The sequence below is a fragment of the Sphingopyxis sp. KK2 genome, from assembly GCF_001990265.1.
Lineage (GTDB): Bacteria > Pseudomonadota > Alphaproteobacteria > Sphingomonadales > Sphingomonadaceae > Sphingopyxis.
Genome location: NZ_LYVN01000093.1, coordinates 1 through 16,850, shown reverse-complemented (window position 1 = coordinate 16,850; position 16,850 = coordinate 1). Strand labels below are relative to the sequence as shown.

Genomic DNA, 16,850 nt, shown 5'->3' with positions numbered 1-16,850 from the left:
CCCCTAACCCCTCCCTAAAGGGGCGGGGAATGGATTGCTCCCACCCAAAAACGACGGCTTCGCGCTTGCCCCCCTTCGGCTTCGCGTTCAAAGCGCTCGGGACAACGGGGAGAGTGACGAGCCATGGATCTGGCACCCTATCGCAAGCATCGGCGCATCCTGACCGCGAGCCTCGTCGGCACTGCGGTCGAATTCTATGATTTCTATATCTATGGCACCGCCGCCGCGCTGGTGTTCGGGCCGCTCTTCTTTCCGTCCGAATCGCCGTCGGCGCAGCTGATGCTGAGCTTCATGAGCTTCGGCCTCGCTTTCTTTGCGCGTCCGGTCGGGGCGGTGGTGTTCGGCCATTATGGCGACCGGATCGGGCGCAAGTCGACCTTGGTCGCCTCGCTGATGCTGATGGGGGTGTCGACGCTGTTGATCGCTTTCCTGCCGACCTATGCGATGGTCGGTTGGGTTGCGCCGTTGCTGCTGTGCATCCTGCGCTTCGGACAGGGCTTCGGGCTCGGCGGCGAGTGGGGCGGGGCGGCGCTGCTCGCGGTCGAGAATGCGCCGCCAGGCTGGCGCGCGCGCTTCGGCATGGTACCGCAGCTCGGCGCACCGGTGGGGTTTATTGCGGCGAACGGTCTGTTCCTGATCCTTGGGCTGTGGCTTTCAGACGATGATTTCGCGGCGTGGGGATGGCGTATTCCCTTCCTGCTCTCGGCGGTGCTCGTCGGGCTGGGTCTGTGGGTGCGGCTGAAGATCGGCGAGACGCCCGATTTCGCCGAGGCGCTGGAGCAGGACCGTCCGGTCGGGGTGCCGATCGGCGAATTGCTGAAGCGGCACCTGCTGCCGACGCTGGCGGGCACCTTTGCGGTCGTCGCCTGTTTCGCGATCTTCTACCTCTCGACCAGCTTCGCGCTCGCGCACGGGACGACGACGCTTGGCTATCCGAAGGAGCAGTTCCTGCTGATCCAGCTCGGCGCCATCCTGTTCATGGCGGCGGGCATTGTCGTCGCGGGTTATTGGAGCGATGCGGTGAGCGCGCAGAGCGTCCTCACCTGGGGCTGCGGCGCGACGATCCTGATCGGTTTCCTGTTCGGCCCCGCGCTCGCGTCGCAGAGCTGGGGGCTGGTCTTTGCCGGACTCGCGTCGGCGCTGTTCGTGATGGGGCTGGTCTATGGCCCGCTCGGCGCCTGGCTGACCGGACTGTTTCCGGTCGAGGTGCGCTATACCGGCGCGTCGATGACCTTCAACGCGGGCGGCATCCTCGGCGGTGCCGCCGCGCCGATCGTCGCGCAGGCGCTGGGCGACTGGCGCGGGACCGCGGCGGTGGGGCTGTATCTGGCGCTTGCCGGGGTGGTGAGCTGGTTCGGGCTGCTGATGGTTCGCGGGCGCGCCTAGGCGGCCCGCAGCAACGTCAGCTTGGCCTTGCCGACCTTGCGTTCGGCGTCGATCTCGAAGCCCGCGACCTCGACGACTTCCTTTTCGCCGGTTTCGACCGACACCCAGGTTTCGGGCGCGATCCAGCCGAGGCGGCCCAGCTTGTCGAGCGCGACGCTGCCCGCGCCGGTCGCGTAAGGCGCATCGAGCAGGAGCAGGTCGTAGCTGCGCCGTGCCGGGCCGAGCGTGAGCACCGAGCCGGCGCGGACGTCGGCGCGGGCGGTCGCGCCGAGGGTGGCGAGGTTCTTTTTGAGTGCGTCGAGCGCGTCGCGGTCCTGTTCGGCGAAGAGGCATTGTTCGGCGCCGCGCGACAGCGCCTCGATGCCGAGCGCGCCCGAGCCCGCGAAGAGGTCGGCGACATAAAGCCCCTCGAAGCTGCCGAGGCGGCTCGCGAGCATCGAGAAGAGCGTTTCGCGCGTGCGATCGGCGGTCGGCCGCGTCGCGTCATTTTTAGGCGCGAGCAGCTTGCGGCCGCGCCATTCGCCGGAGATGACCCTCATTTCAGGTGCCGACGGAATTTGAACAAATCGTCGCGCGGGACGGTGTCGACGTCGCCCATGCCGAGCCCTTCGAGCGTGAATTCGCCGTAGCGGGTGCGGATCAGGCGGCTGACCTGAAGCCCGAAATGTTCGAGCACCTTGCGCACTTCGCGGTTCTTGCCCTCGGTAAGCGTCAACTCGATCCACTGGTTGCGCCCGGTGCGCCGTTCGAGATTGGCGTCGATCTTGCCATAGCGGACGCCGTCGATCTCGATTCCCATCGCCAGTTCCTCGAGCTGTTCCTGGCTGATCTCGCCGAACGCGCGCGCGCGATAGGTGCGCTCGACCCCGCTCGCGGGCAGTTCGAGCTGGCGCTTGAATTCGCCGTCGTTGGTGAGCAGCAGCAGCCCTTCGGTATTATAGTCGAGACGGCCGACGGGCATCACGCGCGGCAGCCCCTTGGGCAAGAGGTCGTAGATCGTCTTGCGGCCCTTGGGGTCGCGCGCCGCGGTGAGGCAGCCGGCGGGCTTGTGGAAGCGGTAAAGGCGCGTCGAAACGGGCTTGGCGACTGGGTTGCCGTCGACGGTGAGGCCATCGAGCGAGGCGAGCAGCGGTGCGGGCTGGACGATGATCTCGCCGTTCAGCGCGATGCGGCCTTCCTCGATCATGCGCTCGACATCGCGGCGCGAGCCGACTCCGGCGCGCGCGAGCAGCTTGGCGATGCGCTGCGGCCCGTCCTCGCGCTCGGCCTCCTCGACGGGCTTGCGGGGTGGGGCAGCACCGCGCGCGGCGCGGCGGCCGCGCGGGGCCTCGCGCTTGTCGTCGGCAGGACGCGCGCTGCGTGCGCCGGAACGGGGAGGACGGGGGGGCTTCATGGGAACGGATTTGGCTTTCTTGTCGTTATTCGGGGCAAGAGTGTTGCTCTGTGATCACGCTCATAGACGGAAATGCATCACTTCGTCGATGGCAAGCGAAACGCCGCTTGCACCAGACGGGAGTGGGAGTCATGTCGCCGCTGAAGGGAGTTGTCATGCTGTTCGCGTCCCGCCCGTCGTGCATCAAGCGGCTGCTGGTCATCGAGGATGACCCGCTGGTCGCGTTCGACAATGAGCGGACGCTGAAACACAGCGGCTATGACGTCGTCGCGTCGGTCGATTCGGGCGAGGCGGCGGTGGCGCTGATGGCGGTCGAACAGCTCGATGCCCTCGTCCTCGACCTTGGTCTTGCGGGTGACATGACCGGGCGCGAAGTGGCGCGGCTGGCGCGCGATCGCGGCATCGCGGTGCTGCTGGTCACCGGCCAATGCCCCGAGGATGCGGCCGACATCGCACTCGCTTGCCTGAACAAGCCGCATAGCGCGTCGGCCCTGGTGGCGGCGCTGAAGGCGCTCGAGGCGATGAGCTGCAAGAATGAGGCGCCGCGCAAGGTGAGCGGCCTGACGACCTATTGGCGGCCCGAGGCGGCGTAAGCCGCACGGTTCGGCGCGCTGTCACCAATTAGGCGCTTCCAATTTGACGCCGGGGCTTTAGGCCCGTCCCCAGGGAAGAAGAGCCGCTGTCCAGCGGCCCCGGGGAGCACCGCATGTCCGTCGATTTAATCCGTTTCCTCATTTTCGCCGGCATCCTTGTCGGGCTTGTTTTCGTCGCGCTCGCGGTCCCGGCGTTCCGCCCCTATCTGCGCAAGAATCCCGCGGTCGCGTTCCTCCTCGGTATTTCCAGCGGCTTCCCGTTCACGCTGGTGGCCGCCACGATGACCTTCTGGCTGGCCAAGGTCGGCTTCACGCCGACGACCATCGGTTTCGCGGTGATGGTCGGCATTCCCTACACGATCAAATTCCTGTGGGCGCCGCTGGTCGACAAGATTCCCCTGCCTGTCCTGACGAAAGCGCTGGGCCAACGGCGCAGCTGGCTGTTTTTCGTCCAGTTCTTCCTCGTCCTTTCGATCTGGCAGATGGGCGCGAGCAACCCGCAGCCCGACGATTATGGCTGGTTCCTGTTCTGGGCGGTCGTCACGGCCTTTTTCTCGGCGACGCAGGATATCGTCATCGACGCCTATCGCATCGAGATATTGGAAGAGGACGAGTTCGCGCACGGCACCGCCACCAACCAGTTCGGCTATCGCACGGGCAATCTGATCGCGGGCGCCGGGACGATCTATTTCGCTTCGCAGGAAGGGCTGGGGCTTGGCTGGGCGGTCGCCTATGCGCTCACCACGCTCTGCGTGGTTCCCGCAATCCTCGGCGCCTTCTGGGCCGGCGAGGGCAAATTCGTCGACCGGTTCGGCAGCGCATCGGGCATGAAGCCGGGGCAATGGCTCGTCGAAACCGTCGTCAACCCGTTCCGCGAGTTCCTGAGCCGCGACGGCGCGCTGATGATCCTGCTGTTCATCCTGGTCTACAAGGTCGGCGATGCGATGGGGCAGGCGATGCTCAGCCCGATGATCGTCGACCTCGGCTTTGCCGACCTCGACTATATATCCGCGAGCAAGATCTGGGGCTTTGCCGCGCTGATTATCGGATCTGCGCTGGGCGGGCCGTTCGTGCTGTGGCTCGGAATGGGCCGCGCGCTGCTCGTTTCGGTGCTCCTGATGATGTTCTCGAACGTGATGTTCATGGCGCTTTCGATCGCCGGCAATAATTACTGGATGCTGGTTGCGGCGATCGTGACCGAAAATGTCACCAGCGGCATCGGCCTGACCGTCGTGGCTGTCTATCTCTCAGGGCTGTCGAACATCGCCTATACCGCAACGCAGTTCGCGCTGCTGTCGTCGGTGGCGGTGATCGGGCGGACCTTCATGGCCGGCCCCGCCGGCTATGCCGCCGAGAAGCTGGGATGGACGGCTTTCTGGGGGCTGACGGTGGTGGCCGCGATCCCCGGGATGATCCTGCTGTGGATGATGTGGCGCAAGGGCTATGTCGTGCAATCGATCCGCCAGAGCGGCGATGTCGACGAGCGCAAGCTGCGCGAACCGGTCGGCGCGGGGCGTATCGCCGGATTCGCGCTGATCGTCGCAGGCGTGGTCGGGGTGCTGATGGCGAACCAGCTCGAGCTCGAAGCCTATGTGATGTACGGTTCGCTCGCCGCCCTTGCGGTCGGAATCCTGTTCGCGTGGAAGGGGCCGGCGCTAAAGGCGGCGTAACGGCCCGGCAGGCAGGATGAGGTGAAGCCGACGCGCCGGGCGTCAGGACACATTATAGAAGACGGTGTCCTGACCTTGCGCGGCGAAGGCGCCGCCTGCGGTGCGCCGGGTCGGGATCACGGCGCGAAGCGTCGGCTTGTTCCAGCTCTTGCGCTGCGACGAGATGCTGTGCGGCGTGTCAGACATGTCGATACTCCCCTGGTCCGGAAGGTCGATCTGGCGTTCGCCGGGCCGGGTTGTCAAGAAAGTCCGCGACGGCGATGCTAAACGGGTTGCTGCGCGTTGGCGCGCAGCACTTCGCCCGCCAGATAGAGCGAGCCGCAGATCAGGACATCGCCGCGCGCACGGTACTGCGCGATATGGCCGAGCGCGGCGGTGACGTCGGGGCAGGGATGCACGTCGCGGATGCCGAGGTCGCGGCGGACCATGTCGCAGAGGCCGGCGGGGTCGTGATGATCGTGGCCGGGGATGGGGACGGCCTGGAAGGAGGCGATGCGGCTCGCGAAGGGGCGCAGGAAGCCCATGGCGTCTTTGTTGCTCAGGAGGCCGCAGACGATGTGGAGCGGCGCATGCGCATCGAGCGCGCGCGTAAGTGCGGCGCCCGCGTCGGGGTTGTGACCGCCGTCGAGCCAGGCGCTGGTTCCCGCAGGCAGGAGCCGGGTGAGCGGACCGCTTTCGAGCCGCTGCATGCGGCCCGGCCAGAAGGCGGCGGCGACGCCCTCGGTCATCTCGGCCTCGTTCGGGCGCGGGTGCGGGGCGATGGCGAGCATCGCGATCGCGAGGCCGGCATTATGGTGCTGGTGCGCGCCGGCCATTTGCGGGATCAGCGCGGTGTCGATCGAACCGAATTTCGAGCTCCAGCGGAAGCTGTCGCGCGCACTTTCGACACTCCAGTCGCGGCCTTCGGAGAAAAGCGTGCCGCCGACGGCTTCGGCGCGGTCGGCGATGATCTGCATCAGCGGTTCGGGATAGGCGAGGGTCGCGAGCGCGGCGCCGGGTTTGAAAATACCCGCCTTTTCCCATGCGATGCGAACCGCCGGTTCCGTCGGGGTGCCCGCTTCGGGAGCGAGCAGGAAGGCCTCATGGTCGATACCGAGCGAGGCGATACCGCATACCGCCGGCGCCGGGATGATGTTGGTCGCGTCGAGCCGGCCGCCGAGCCCGACCTCGATGATGCAGTCATCGGCAGGAGTGCGCGCTAAGGCGAGGAAGGCGGCGGCGGTGGTGATTTCGAAAAAGCTCGCCTGCAAATCGTGCGCGACGTCGAGCACCTCGGCGAGCAGCGAAGCGAGCTGCGCGTCGTCGATCAGCGTACCCGCGATGCGGATGCGTTCGTTGAAGCGGACGAGGTGCGGGCTGGTGTAGGCATGGACGCGGCGTCCCTGCGCCTCGAGGATTGCGCGCAGATAGGCGCAGGTCGATCCCTTGCCGTTGGTCCCGGCGACATGGAAGGTTCGCGGGAGTCGCTCCTGCGGATTGCCGAGGCGGGCACAGAGTTCGGCGATACGTTCGAGCCCGAGGATGTCGCGTCCCGGCGACAGCGCGGCGAGGCGGTCGAGCTGGGCCTGAACGGCGGGATCGGCGCTATGTGCGTGGTCGGGCATGAGAATAGTTCAGCTACTCAAACACCGTTCGCCCTGAGCTTGTCGAAGGGCCGCTCTTTCTTTGTGACGTATAGAAAGAAAGGACGGTGCTTCGACAAGCTCAGCACAAACGGTAATGAAGGGAGCGCTCGTCCCTAAGCCGCCTTCTCGGGCGCCAGATAGCCGATCAGGCGGCCGAGCGTCGCGGGCAGTTCCTTGCGGTGCACCACCATGTCGATCATCCCGTGGTCGAGCAGATATTCGGCGCGCTGGAAGCCTTCGGGCAATTTCTCGCGGATCGTATTCTCGATCACGCGCTGGCCCGCGAAGCCGATCAGCGCCTTGGGCTCACTGATCTGCACGTCGCCGAGCATCGCATAGCTGGCGGTGACGCCGCCCGTCGTCGGGTCGGTGAGCAGCACGATATAGGGCAGGCCGGCGCGGCGCAGGCGCGCGAGCGCGACGGTGGCGCGCGGCATCTGCATCAGCGACAGCGTGCCTTCCTGCATGCGCGCGCCGCCCGCGGCGGTGATCGCGATATAGGGGCAGCCGCGCCTGATCGCTTCCTCGACCCCGGCGACGAACGCCTCGCCGACGGCAACGCCCATCGAGCCGCCCATGAAGGCGAAGTCTTGCACGCCGATGACCGCCGGGTGGCCGCCGATGCGGCCGAAGGCGTTCTGATAGGCGTCGCGGTCGCCGGTCGAGGCGCGCGCGGCCTTGATGCGGTCGGTATATTTCTTGGTGTCGCGGAACTTCAGCGGATCCTCGGGCGCGGCGGGCGAGGCGAGGGTTTCGTGCAGGCCGCCGTCGAACAGCTGGAGGAAACGCTCGCTCGCGCCGATGCGGTCGTGATGGTCGCAGCGCGGGCAGACGTTCAGATTGTCCTGCCATTCCTTGACGAACACCATCTGCTGGCATTCGCGGCACTTGTGCCAGAGGTTGTCGGCGGTATCGCGCTTTGCCGCGAAGGGCAGGGCGTTGCGGACGCGTTCGAGCCAGCTCATGCGGCGATCTCCTTTGCGCCGTGGATAGCATCGGCGAGTGAACGGGTGAAGGCCTCGACATGCGGCGCGGCGGCGTCGCCATGTTCGGCAATGATGTCGATGAAGGCCGAGCCGACGACGACGCCGTCGGCGACCCTGGCGATTTGCGCCGCCTGATCGGGGGTGCGGACGCCGAAGCCGACCGCGACGGGCAGGTCGGTGGCGGCCTTGAGGCGCGTGACCGCTTCCTCGATGCTCGCCTGTGCCGCCTGCTGCAGCCCGGTGATGCCGGCGACGCTGACATAATAGAGGAAGCCGCCCGCGCCTTCGAGCACCGCAGGCAGGCGCGCGGGGTCGGTGGTCGGGGTGGCGAGGCGGATCAGGTCGACGCCGGCGGCGCGCAGTGCGGGGCCGAGTTCGGCATCCTCCTCCGACGGAATGTCGACGCAGATGATGCCGTCGACCCCCGCCTTTGCGCATTCGGCGGCGAACCATTCAGGACCGCGCACCGTCATCGGATTGGCATAGCCCATCAGGACGAGCGGGGTATCGGGATGGCGGCTGCGGAAGGCGGCGGCGATCGCGAAGATGTCGGCGGTGGTCGTGCCCTTGGCGAGGCTGCGCAGGTTCGCCGCCTGGATCGCGGGGCCGTCGGCCATCGGGTCGGTGAAGGGCATGCCGAGCTCGATCACATCGGCACCCCCCGCAACGAGCGCGTCGAGGTTCGCGGCGGTGTCGCCGTCGCCCGCGGTGATGAAGGCGATCAGCGCGGTTTGCGGCTTGGCGAAGATGGCGGCGAAGCGGGTCATTCGCTCCATCCTTTCTTGGGCTCGGGCCATTGGCGCCCGAAGAAGGGGCGTGCCACATACCATGCTGCCAAGAGGCCGACGGGGGCTGCCACGATCCGCCCCCATGATAGCCACAAGCCTTCCGTGAGAACGAAATAAACGCCCAAGGCAACACCGGCGGCGACGCTCAATTCAAAAGCAGTCTTTTTGAACTTGTAGGTCACAACGCCACCCCCAGCGCGTCGGCGACGGTGAAGATATCCTTGTCGCCGCGGCCCGAGCAGTTGACGATGATGATCTTGTCCTTGCCGAGCGTCGGCGCGATGCGTTCGGCGGCGGCGATGGCATGGGCGCTTTCGAGTGCGGGGATGATGCCCTCGAGCTTCGTGAGCTTCTGGAAACTCGCGAGCGCCTCGGCGTCGGTCACCGGCTCGTAGCGGACGCGGCCGATGTCGTGGAGCCAGCTATGCTCGGGCCCGATGCCCGGATAGTCGAGCCCTGCCGAGATGCTGTGCGCCTCGGTGATCTGGCCGTCTTCGTCCTGCAGCAGATAGGTCTTGTTGCCGTGGAGGATGCCGGGGCGTCCGCCCGCGAGGCTGGCGGCATGCTTGCCATCGAGGCCTTCGCCCGCGGCCTCGACCCCGACGATCTCCACACTGGCGTCGTCGAGGAAGGGGTGGAAGAGGCCGATCGCGTTCGATCCGCCACCGACGGGGGCGATCAGCATGTCGGGCAGGCGGCCCTCGGCCTCGAGGATCTGCGCCTTCGCCTCGTCGCCGATCACCGACTGGAAGTCGCGGACGAGTTCTGGATAGGGGTGCGGGCCGGCGACGGTGCCGATGATGTAGAAAGTGTCGTGGACGTTCGCGACCCAGTGGCGCAGCGCCTCGTTCATCGCGTCCTTGAGCGTCTTGGCGCCGCTCTCGACCGCGACGACTTCGGCGCCGAGCAGCTTCATGCGGAACACATTGGGCTGCTGCCGCGCGACGTCGACCGCGCCCATGAAGATCGTGCAGGGCAGGCCGAACAGCGCCGCGACGGTCGCGGTGGCGACGCCATGCTGGCCCGCGCCGGTCTCGGCGATGATCTTCGTCTTGCCCATGCGCTTCGCGAGCAGGATCTGGCCGATGCAATTGTTGATCTTGTGCGCGCCGGTGTGGTTGAGGTCCTCGCGCTTCAGGTAGATTTTCGCGCCGCCGAGATGATCGGTGAAGCGCTGGGCACACCACAGCGGGCTGGGGCGGCCGACATAATTTTTGAGCAGGTCGTCGAACTCGGCCTTGAACGCGGGGTCGGCCTGTGCGGTGCGATATTCGCGTTCGAGGTCGAGGATCAGCGGCATCAGCGTCTCGGCGACATAGCGCCCGCCGAACTGGCCGAAATGGCCCCGATCGTCGGGGCCGGTGCGAAGGCTGTTGGGTAAGTCGGTCATCGACCGGCGGCTTTAAGGAAAGCGGCGATCTTGTCCACATCCTTGACGCCCGGCGCGCTTTCGATGCCCGACGAGACGTCGACCAGCGGCGCGTGCGTCGCGGCGATTGCCTCGGCGACATTGGCAGGGGTCAGGCCACCGGCAATGCCCCAGTCGATGCTGTGCCGATGGTTTACGAGCAGCGTCCAGTCGAAGCGCGTCCCGGTTCCGCCGGGCATCGCCTGCGCGGGCGCGTCGAAGAGCAGGCGGTCGACGACGCCGTCATATTTCGCCGAGCGCGCCAGCGTGCCCGCGTCGCGGAGGCCGAGGGCCTTCCACGCCTCGGTCTTCGTGTTCGTCTTGACCGCGCTGATCCATTCGGGGGTTTCGTCGCCGTGGAACTGGATGATGTCGGGCTTGACCGCATTCCACGCCGCGCCGGTGACCTGCGGCCCGGCGTTGACGAGGAGCAGCGCGACCTTGACCCGGTCGCCAGCATATTGGCGGAGCTCGGCGGCGGTCTTGAGATCGACGTAGCGCGGGCTCGGCGCATAGTGGTTGAGGCCGATATGCGTCGCGCCGTGGCGGATCGCGGCGTCGATTTCGGCCTTGGTCTTGAGGCCGCAGATTTTGACGAGAGGGGGCATATTCAGACTATCCAACATCCGTTCGTCTCGAGCGAAGTCGAGAGACGCTGCGTTCGTGCGGGCCTTCGCGTGTCTCGACTGCGCTCGACACGAACGGAAAGAGAGGTGGGCGCCTTAAAGCGTCGCCTCGATCTCGCGCGCGGCAAGGTCGGGGTCCTGCGACTGGCTGATCGGGCGGCCGACGACGAGGATCGAGGCGCCGTCGCTCATCGCCTGCGCGGGGGTGACGATGCGTTTCTGGTCGCCGGCCTTGCCATTCGCGGGGCGGACGCCGGGGACGACGAAGAAACCGCCCGGCCAGGCGCTGCGCGCCGACTTCACTTCCTGCCCCGAGCAGACGATGCCATCGAGGCCCGATTCGCGCGCGAGTTTGGTGAGGCGGACGACCTGGTCGTGCGGGGTGCCGCCGACGCCGATGTCTTCGAGGTCGGGGGCGTCAAGGCTGGTGAGCACGGTCACCGCGACGACCTTGGTATTCAGCCCTGCGGCGGCCTTGGCCTCTTCGAGCATCGCGCGGCCGCCCGCAGCGTGGACGGTCAGGATGGCGGGTTCGAGCGGACGGAGCGCCTGGATCGCCTTTGCGACGGTGTTCGGAATGTCGTGGAGCTTCAAATCGAGGAAGATCGGCAGCCCGATCTTCGCCATTTCATGCACGCCATGATGGCCGTTGGCGCAGAAGAATTCGAGCCCGAGCTTGAGCCCGCCGACATGGTGGCGGACCTTTTGCGCGAGCGTCTGCGCGACGTCGAGATGCGTGGTGTCGATGGCGAGATAGAGCGGCGAGGTCATGGCTTGTCCGTCGGGAAGAGGTCGGTGGGGGTGGCCGAGGGCGTGGCGACGGGCACGGGTTCGACCGGCACGACCGGCGCCGCGATCGGCTCGGCGGGGCGATTGGCCATCGCGCGCAGGTCGGTAAGCTGGCGCTCGCTATGGTCGAGGCGGCGCTTCAAGGACCAGCGCGCGGCGCGCCACGCGAGCCAAGTTGGCAAGAAGCCGATTAGGAAGGAGATAAGCACGATTGCCGGGAGTTTGGTCTCGACTATCAGATTAGGCCAGACCTGGACGGGAACGACGACCCAATTCACTGTCGAGAAGACAACGAGCAACGCGGTGAGCAACACCCAGATGATCGTCCGGACAATTCCCATGCGGCTGCTCCTGTTTATTTTGGCGACGTGGCGGAAGCCTAGGCGAGTTTGGCGCGGGTTTCCAGAGGGGGAGGGGCAGTTTGCCCGCTCCCCTTTCGGAGAACGGACTCGTTATTCCCCGAACACCCGCGCGAAGATCGTGTCGACATGCTTGAGGTGATAGCCGAGGTCGAACAGCGCGGTGAGTTCATCGGCCGAGAGTTTCGCGCTGACGTCGGCGTCGGCCTTGAGCAGTTCGAGCAGCGACAGCGCGCCGTCGCTTTCCCAGACCTTCATCGCGTTGCGCTGGACGAGGACATAGCTTTCCTCGCGGCTCGCACCCGCCTGCGTCAGCGCAAGCAGGACGCGCTGCGAATGGACGAGGCCGCCCATGCGGTCGAGGTTCTTTTGCATGCGTTCGGGATAGACGAGCAATTTGTCGATCACGCCGGTCAGGCGGCCGAGCGCAAAGTCGAGGGTGATCGTCGCGTCGGGGCCGATGAAGCGTTCGACCGACGAGTGGCTGATGTCGCGTTCATGCCAGAGCGCGACATTTTCGAGCGCCGGGACCACCGCGCTGCGCACCATGCGCGCGAGCCCGGTCAGGTTCTCGGTAAGGATCGGGTTGCGCTTGTGCGGCATCGCCGACGAACCTTTCTGGCCCGGCGAAAAATATTCCTCGGCTTCGAGCACTTCGGTGCGCTGAAGGTGGCGGACCTCGACCGCAAGGCGTTCGATCGACCCGGCGATGACGCCGAGGGTGGCGAAGAACATCGCGTGGCGATCGCGCGGGATGACCTGCGTCGAGACGGGTTCGACCGACAGCCCGAGCTTGGCCGCGACATGCTCCTCGACGCGCGGGTCGATGTTGGCGAAGGTGCCGACGGCGCCCGAAATGGCGCAGGTCGCGATATCAGCGCGCGCCGCGATCAGGCGCGTCTTGCAGCGGTCGAACTCGGCATAGGCCTGCGCGAGCTTGAGCCCGAAGGTGACGGGTTCGGCGTGGATGCCGTGGCTGCGGCCGATGGTCGGGGTCAGCTTGTGCTCATGGGCGCGCTTCCTGATCGCGGCGAGCAGCGCGTCGAGGTCGGCGAGCAGGATGTCGGCCGACTGCGCGAGTTGGACCGCGAGGCAGGTGTCGAGCACGTCCGAGCTGGTCATGCCCTGATGCATGAAGCGCGCCTGGTCGCCGACATTTTCGGCGACCCAGGTCAGGAAGGCGATGACGTCGTGCTTGGTCACGGCCTCGATCGCGTCGATCGCGGGCACGTCGATCGCGGGGTTGGTCGCCCACCAGTCCCACAGCGCCTTCGCCGCGTCCTTGGGCACGACGCCCAATTCGGCGAGCGCGTCGGTCGCGTGCGCCTCGATCTCGAACCAGATGCGGAACCGGTTTTCGGCCGACCAGATGGCGGTCATTTCGGGCCGGGCGTAACGCGGAACCATGGTTTTTCCCTTCTTTAGGATCAATTGGACGCAGATTCTCGGCGGAATCGCGATGGGCCGCGCCCTAGCAGGGACGAGCCGCATCGCCAATCGTCACCGAAGTGCAACTTTCACATTTCGGCCATGGTTGATCCCATGCCCCTTCAGGACACAGCGGCGCGCAAGGCGAAGCGTCGTTGATATAACAGGAGAACTACCATGTTGAAGACCATGCTTTTGATCGGCGCTGCTGCCGTGAGTTTCCCCGCGCTGGCCCAGAACCAGCCCGTCGATCCGGCCGCACCGCCGGCAAGCCAGCCCGCCGAACCGGCAGCCGAGAATGTGCAGCCGGCGCCGACGCCCGAAGCCGCACAGCCGGCTCCGGCACCCGACGCGGCGCAGCCGACCCCGGCACCCGCACCGGGTCCCGATGCCTCGACGACGCAGCCCGTGACCGAGCCCGCTCCCCCGGCTGGCGAAGCCACGACCACCGCGCAGTCGGCACCGAGCGGCACCGCCGCCACCCCGGCGCAGGTCGCGCAGATCGTCGACAAGGAATTCCCCACCTATGACGCAGATTCGAGCGCCGAGCTGAGCGAAGTCGAATTCGCCGGCTGGATGAAGAAGCTTCGCGGCGCCAGCGAGCCGAGCCTCGACGTCGAATCGGCCGAGGTGAAGACCTGGATCGGCCAGGCCTGGGGTGCTGCCGATACCGACAAGAATGGTACCGTCAGCAAGGAAGAGCTGACCGCTTTCCTGTCGCGCGGCGCGTAAGCGTCCCTGACTGGGTGGTGAAGCCGTCGGAGCGATCCGGCGGCTTCATCGCGTCCGGGCTCTAGCCGCCCGGCTGTTTGACATCGATGATCGTCAGCCGATGCTCCTCGCCATTGCGATCGGGCCACAGGATCGACTGGCCGGTGCGCAGCCCGATAAGGCCGGCGCCGACGGGGGTGAGGATCGACACTCGTCCCGCGGCGATATCGGCGTAGGCCGGATAGACGAGTTCGACGGTGCGCTGCGTGCCGGTCTTCTCATCGGAGAAGGTCACGACGGACCCCATGGTCACGACATTGGTCGGCATCGCGTCGCGGCTGCAGATCGCGGCACGGTCGATTTCGCCGAGCAGCAATTCGTAGATTCGGTTGAGTTCATGCTGCTTGTGCAGCGCGAGTTCGGTGAGGCGGTCGGCTTCGGTGTCGATCATGTGGATCGCCGGGCGCGCGGCCCGGCTCTTGGTCTTGGTCATGGTGCGGACTTTCCGGACAGGGATGAGCGCACGCGGTCGTCCCGCGCACGCGATCTAAAGAATCGGAAATTTGCCCCGGGTTCGGGGCGAACGCGCCTGAACCCGGGGCTAGATGCCCGCGAGAAGTTGACCCCCGAAGAAGCGGAAGCGGAGAAGGCCGCGTCGAATCTGCATCGCGCGACGATGTCGTGCCGGGGGCTGGAAGTCAAATTCGGGAATGGGGCTAGAGCAGGCCCATCGCGCGCAGGCTGCGGTAATCCTTGCCGCCGATGATGATATGGTCGTGCAGCGTTACGCCGAGCTTTGCCGCGGCGGCGGCAATGTCGCGGGTGATTGCTATGTCCTGGCGGCTCGGTTCGGGGCTGCCGCTCGGGTGATTATGGACGAGGATGATTGCCGCAGCGCCGAGGTCGAGCGCGCGCTTGACGACTTCGCGGGTGTAGATCGCCGACTGGTCGATCGATCCTTCGCTCGCGAGTTCGTCGCGAATCAGCATGTTGCGCGTGTTGAGATAGAGGACGCGCACCCTTTCGATGTCGAGCGGCCCCATGTCGGCGCGCAGATAATCGAGCAGGGCGTCCCAGCTGGAGAGCAGGGGTCGGTCGGCGATTTCGGCCTTGAGCATGCGCAGGCTGGTGGCCTGGACGATCTTCAATGCGGCGATCGCGCCGTCGCCGAGGCCGTCGACGCGGCGCAGCGATTGCGGGTCGGCGGCGATCAATTGCGCCAGCGATCCGAATTCGCGGAGCAGCGCCTTTGCCAGCGGCTTGGTATCGCGGCGCGGGATGGCGAGCGCGAGCAGATATTCGACCAGCTCATAATCGGCGAGCGCATCGCCGCCTGCGTCGAGCAGGCGGGCGCGGAGCCTCGCGCGGTGGCCGCTATGATCGGAACCGTCCCCCATGATCATCGGAATAGCAGCTTGTGACCGTCACTCAACGGCCATAAGGTTCGGCGCATATGGCAACGTCTTGTCTTTTGCAGCCAATTGCGCCGTTTCGGCGTTATCTGACGGCAAAGGGCGGACCCGCCGGGGCGCATGAGGATTTTACGAAGGCGCCATGACCGACACCGTCGAAACCGCCCGAATCGTCAGGCACCGCCGCCGCATCAAGAAACGCTGGCTGACCGGCGCGGCGCTTGCGGTGCTTGTCGGCGGGCTGTGGCTGGCGCGCGAGCCCATCGCCGATCGTTTCGTGCGCGAACAGCTCGACTCGCTCGGCGTGCCGGCGACCTATGAGATCGAGGAAATCGGCTTTCGCACCGAGCGTATTTCCAATGTCGTCATCGGCGATCCGAGCCGACCCGACCTGATCGCCAAGACGGTCGAGGTGGAGCTCGGCTATGGGTGGAACGGCCCCTATGTCTCGACGATCACCGCCGATGGCGTGCGGCTCTATGGGCGGTTCGTCGACGGGCGATTGTCGCTCGGCGCGCTCGACAAGTTCCGCGATCCGACGAGCACCGATCCTTTTGCCTTGCCCGACCTGTCGGTGGTGCTGAGCGATGCGCGGGCGCGGGTCGAGACGCCGTGGGGCAATGTCGGCGCGGCGCTTGCCGGGCGCGGGCATTTGCAGCGCAATTTTTCGGGAACGCTGGCACTGGTGGCGCCGGTCGTGAGCGCGGCGGGATGCACGGGCGAGGCGGTGAGCTTTTATGGCCCGCTGACGGTACGCGACCTCGAGCCGCGTCTGAAGGGCGCGCTGCGCGGTCGCGAGCTGCGCTGTGCCGACGGAAGCGTGGCGGCGGCGTCGCCGCAGGTCGCGCTCGACGTCGCGCTGGGCAAGGACCTCAAAAGCTGGGACGGCAAGGCCGATGCGGCGCTCGCGTCGCTGGTCGCGGGGCCGGTGCGCGCCGAGCGGGTGGCGCTGGTCGCGGGGTTCAAGGGCAATTCCGACAAGACCGCGCTCAACCTGGACGGCGAGGCCGTGCGGCTGAGCGGCCCCGATTTCGCCGCGAACCGCGTCGATATCGACGCGACCGGCGAGGTCGGCAAGGTCGCGCCGAAGCTGGCGGGCAGCCTGAGTTTCGGACGCGCGGCGGCGAGCACCGGGCTGCGGCAGCGGATCGCGGCGAGTGCCAAGGGGCTGGACGGCAGCCCGGTGGGACCGCTCGCGGCCAAGGCGACCGACGCGGTGGCGCGCCTGCTCGGCGACCTGTCGGGCAAGACCGACTTCGCGCTGGCCGGTGAAGGTGATAGCGCCCGGATCGAGCTGATCGCTCCCGACCTGGTCAGTGAAAGCGGCGCGCGGGTGACGGCGAGCGACGACAGCCGGATCGCCTGGCTTTTTGCTGCGGCGCGGCCCGCCTTCCTCATTCAGGGGCAGTGGGCGTTCGGCGGCGGCGGACTGCCCGAAGGCACGCTCGACCTCGATCGCCGCGCCGATGGCAGCATCAGCGGGCTCGCGCGGCTCGACCCCTATGTCGCCGAGGGATCGCGGCTGGCGCTCACGCCCGTTCGCTTTTCGAGCGCCCCCGGCGCGCTGTCGCGTTTCACGACCGTTGCCGAGCTGACCGGACCGATCGCCGACGGGCGCGTCGAGCGGCTGCGCGTGCCGATCAACGGCGTGCTCGCGCCGACCGGGGCGCTGGCAC

The 16,850-nt window shown here is 66.8% G+C and carries 18 protein-coding genes and 1 pseudogene; 5 read left to right on the top strand and 14 right to left on the bottom strand.

Annotated elements, in window-relative coordinates; translation table 11 throughout:
* The first annotated feature begins 123 nt into the window (after positions 1-123).
* Complete coding sequence (locus B1A78_RS14985) at positions 124-1,386, top strand: MFS transporter (RefSeq protein WP_077147734.1); 1,263 nt, start codon at positions 124-126, stop codon at positions 1,384-1,386.
* On the opposite strand, the gene rsmD is transcribed toward B1A78_RS14985, so the two are convergent.
* Both rsmD and B1A78_RS14975 read right to left on the bottom strand, forming a co-directional pair.
* Positions 1,383-1,925 (bottom strand): 16S rRNA (guanine(966)-N(2))-methyltransferase RsmD, encoded by a 543-nt coding sequence (rsmD, locus tag B1A78_RS14980; RefSeq protein WP_077147733.1) that lies wholly within the window; start codon positions 1,923-1,925, stop codon positions 1,383-1,385. The genes B1A78_RS14985 and rsmD overlap by 4 nt on opposite strands.
* A complete protein-coding gene (locus tag B1A78_RS14975; RefSeq protein WP_077147732.1) occupies positions 1,922-2,779 on the bottom strand; it encodes a pseudouridine synthase in 858 nt (285 codons plus the stop codon). The genes rsmD and B1A78_RS14975 overlap by 4 nt, the downstream gene beginning before the upstream one ends.
* 155 nt (positions 2,780-2,934) lie before the next feature.
* Here B1A78_RS14975 and B1A78_RS14970 point away from each other — a divergent pair, with 155 nt between their 5' ends.
* On the top strand, positions 2,935-3,372 hold the full coding sequence (locus B1A78_RS14970) for a response regulator (protein ID WP_077147731.1): 438 nt from the start codon (positions 2,935-2,937) through the stop codon (positions 3,370-3,372).
* A 113-nt stretch (positions 3,373-3,485) separates the two neighbouring features.
* Positions 3,486-5,042, top strand: a complete 1,557-nt coding sequence (locus B1A78_RS14965) for an MFS transporter (RefSeq protein WP_077147730.1) — start codon at positions 3,486-3,488, stop codon at positions 5,040-5,042.
* 42 nt (positions 5,043-5,084) lie between these two features.
* On the opposite strand, the gene B1A78_RS22720 is transcribed toward B1A78_RS14965, so the two are convergent.
* The 10 genes from B1A78_RS22720 to purB all read right to left on the bottom strand — a co-directional run bounded on the left by B1A78_RS22720 (position 5,085) and on the right by purB (position 13,030).
* Positions 5,085-5,228, bottom strand: a complete 144-nt coding sequence (locus tag B1A78_RS22720; protein ID WP_179102059.1) for a hypothetical protein — start codon at positions 5,226-5,228, stop codon at positions 5,085-5,087.
* A gap of 77 nt (positions 5,229-5,305) precedes the next feature.
* Positions 5,306-6,646 carry a folylpolyglutamate synthase/dihydrofolate synthase family protein gene (locus B1A78_RS14955; protein WP_077147728.1) on the bottom strand — a complete coding sequence of 447 codons (1,341 nt, stop codon included), beginning with the start codon at positions 6,644-6,646 and terminating at the stop codon, positions 5,306-5,308.
* Between the two features lie 134 nt (positions 6,647-6,780).
* The gene (accD, locus tag B1A78_RS14950; protein ID WP_077147727.1) at positions 6,781-7,632 is read right to left on the bottom strand and encodes an acetyl-CoA carboxylase, carboxyltransferase subunit beta; all 852 of its coding nucleotides are present in this window, start codon (positions 7,630-7,632) and stop codon (positions 6,781-6,783) included.
* Positions 7,629-8,420 carry a tryptophan synthase subunit alpha gene (trpA, locus tag B1A78_RS14945; RefSeq protein ID WP_077147726.1) on the bottom strand — a complete coding sequence of 264 codons (792 nt, stop codon included), beginning with the start codon at positions 8,418-8,420 and terminating at the stop codon, positions 7,629-7,631. Before trpA ends, accD begins: the two co-directional genes overlap by 4 nt.
* Positions 8,417-8,623, bottom strand: coding sequence for a hypothetical protein (locus tag B1A78_RS14940; RefSeq protein WP_077147725.1), 207 nt, complete (start codon positions 8,621-8,623; stop codon positions 8,417-8,419). The genes trpA and B1A78_RS14940 overlap by 4 nt, the downstream gene beginning before the upstream one ends.
* On the bottom strand, positions 8,620-9,831 hold the full coding sequence (gene trpB, locus B1A78_RS14935; protein ID WP_077147724.1) for a tryptophan synthase subunit beta: 1,212 nt from the start codon (positions 9,829-9,831) through the stop codon (positions 8,620-8,622). The genes B1A78_RS14940 and trpB overlap by 4 nt, the downstream gene beginning before the upstream one ends.
* Positions 9,828-10,457 carry a phosphoribosylanthranilate isomerase gene (locus B1A78_RS14930; protein WP_077147723.1) on the bottom strand — a complete coding sequence of 210 codons (630 nt, stop codon included), beginning with the start codon at positions 10,455-10,457 and terminating at the stop codon, positions 9,828-9,830. The genes trpB and B1A78_RS14930 overlap by 4 nt, the downstream gene beginning before the upstream one ends.
* Positions 10,458-10,571: 114 nt before the next feature.
* A complete protein-coding gene (gene pyrF, locus B1A78_RS14925; RefSeq protein WP_077147722.1) occupies positions 10,572-11,246 on the bottom strand; it encodes an orotidine-5'-phosphate decarboxylase in 675 nt (224 codons plus the stop codon).
* Complete coding sequence (locus B1A78_RS14920) at positions 11,243-11,605, bottom strand: DUF1049 domain-containing protein (RefSeq protein ID WP_077147721.1); 363 nt, start codon at positions 11,603-11,605, stop codon at positions 11,243-11,245. Before B1A78_RS14920 ends, pyrF begins: the two co-directional genes overlap by 4 nt.
* Positions 11,606-11,716: 111 nt before the next feature.
* A complete protein-coding gene (gene purB, locus B1A78_RS14915; protein ID WP_077147720.1) occupies positions 11,717-13,030 on the bottom strand; it encodes an adenylosuccinate lyase in 1,314 nt (437 codons plus the stop codon).
* Between the two features lie 198 nt (positions 13,031-13,228).
* Between purB and B1A78_RS14910 the strand changes: the two genes are divergently transcribed.
* Positions 13,229-13,783: a hypothetical protein gene (locus tag B1A78_RS14910; RefSeq protein WP_077147719.1), complete on the top strand. Its 555-nt coding sequence runs from the start codon at positions 13,229-13,231 to the stop codon at positions 13,781-13,783.
* A gap of 61 nt (positions 13,784-13,844) precedes the next feature.
* Here the strand turns inward: B1A78_RS14910 and rnk are convergent, their stop codons facing one another.
* Entirely contained in the window at positions 13,845-14,255 is a 411-nt protein-coding gene (rnk, locus tag B1A78_RS14905) for a nucleoside diphosphate kinase regulator (protein WP_077147718.1), read from the bottom strand.
* A gap of 223 nt (positions 14,256-14,478) precedes the next feature.
* Positions 14,479-15,159 (bottom strand): DNA repair protein RadC, encoded by a 681-nt coding sequence (gene radC / locus B1A78_RS14900; RefSeq protein WP_077147735.1) that lies wholly within the window; start codon positions 15,157-15,159, stop codon positions 14,479-14,481.
* A 157-nt stretch (positions 15,160-15,316) separates the two neighbouring features.
* Here radC and B1A78_RS14895 point away from each other — a divergent pair.
* Positions 15,317-16,850: pseudogene (locus tag B1A78_RS14895) on the top strand (hypothetical protein); the annotation flags it as partial.

Excerpts from the sequence above, each read along its gene's own strand:
- B1A78_RS14985 (WP_077147734.1), top strand. The coding sequence starts at position 124 with ATGGATCTGGCACCCTATCGCAAGCATCGGCGCATCCTGACCGCGAGC.
- rsmD (WP_077147733.1), bottom strand. The coding sequence starts at position 1,925 with ATGAGGGTCATCTCCGGCGAATGGCGCGGCCGCAAGCTGCTCGCGCCT.
- B1A78_RS14975 (WP_077147732.1), bottom strand. The coding sequence starts at position 2,779 with ATGAAGCCCCCCCGTCCTCCCCGTTCCGGCGCACGCAGCGCGCGTCCT.
- B1A78_RS14970 (WP_077147731.1), top strand. The coding sequence starts at position 2,935 with ATGCTGTTCGCGTCCCGCCCGTCGTGCATCAAGCGGCTGCTGGTCATC.
- B1A78_RS14965 (WP_077147730.1), top strand. The coding sequence starts at position 3,486 with ATGTCCGTCGATTTAATCCGTTTCCTCATTTTCGCCGGCATCCTTGTC.
- B1A78_RS22720 (WP_179102059.1), bottom strand. The coding sequence starts at position 5,228 with ATGTCTGACACGCCGCACAGCATCTCGTCGCAGCGCAAGAGCTGGAAC.
- B1A78_RS14955 (WP_077147728.1), bottom strand. The coding sequence starts at position 6,646 with ATGCCCGACCACGCACATAGCGCCGATCCCGCCGTTCAGGCCCAGCTC.
- accD (WP_077147727.1), bottom strand. The coding sequence starts at position 7,632 with ATGAGCTGGCTCGAACGCGTCCGCAACGCCCTGCCCTTCGCGGCAAAG.
- trpA (WP_077147726.1), bottom strand. The coding sequence starts at position 8,420 with ATGACCCGCTTCGCCGCCATCTTCGCCAAGCCGCAAACCGCGCTGATC.
- trpB (WP_077147724.1), bottom strand. The coding sequence starts at position 9,831 with ATGACCGACTTACCCAACAGCCTTCGCACCGGCCCCGACGATCGGGGC.
- B1A78_RS14930 (WP_077147723.1), bottom strand. The coding sequence starts at position 10,457 with ATGCCCCCTCTCGTCAAAATCTGCGGCCTCAAGACCAAGGCCGAAATC.
- pyrF (WP_077147722.1), bottom strand. The coding sequence starts at position 11,246 with ATGACCTCGCCGCTCTATCTCGCCATCGACACCACGCATCTCGACGTC.
- B1A78_RS14920 (WP_077147721.1), bottom strand. The coding sequence starts at position 11,605 with ATGGGAATTGTCCGGACGATCATCTGGGTGTTGCTCACCGCGTTGCTC.
- purB (WP_077147720.1), bottom strand. The coding sequence starts at position 13,030 with ATGGTTCCGCGTTACGCCCGGCCCGAAATGACCGCCATCTGGTCGGCC.
- B1A78_RS14910 (WP_077147719.1), top strand. The coding sequence starts at position 13,229 with ATGTTGAAGACCATGCTTTTGATCGGCGCTGCTGCCGTGAGTTTCCCC.
- rnk (WP_077147718.1), bottom strand. The coding sequence starts at position 14,255 with ATGACCAAGACCAAGAGCCGGGCCGCGCGCCCGGCGATCCACATGATC.
- radC (WP_077147735.1), bottom strand. The coding sequence starts at position 15,159 with ATGGGGGACGGTTCCGATCATAGCGGCCACCGCGCGAGGCTCCGCGCC.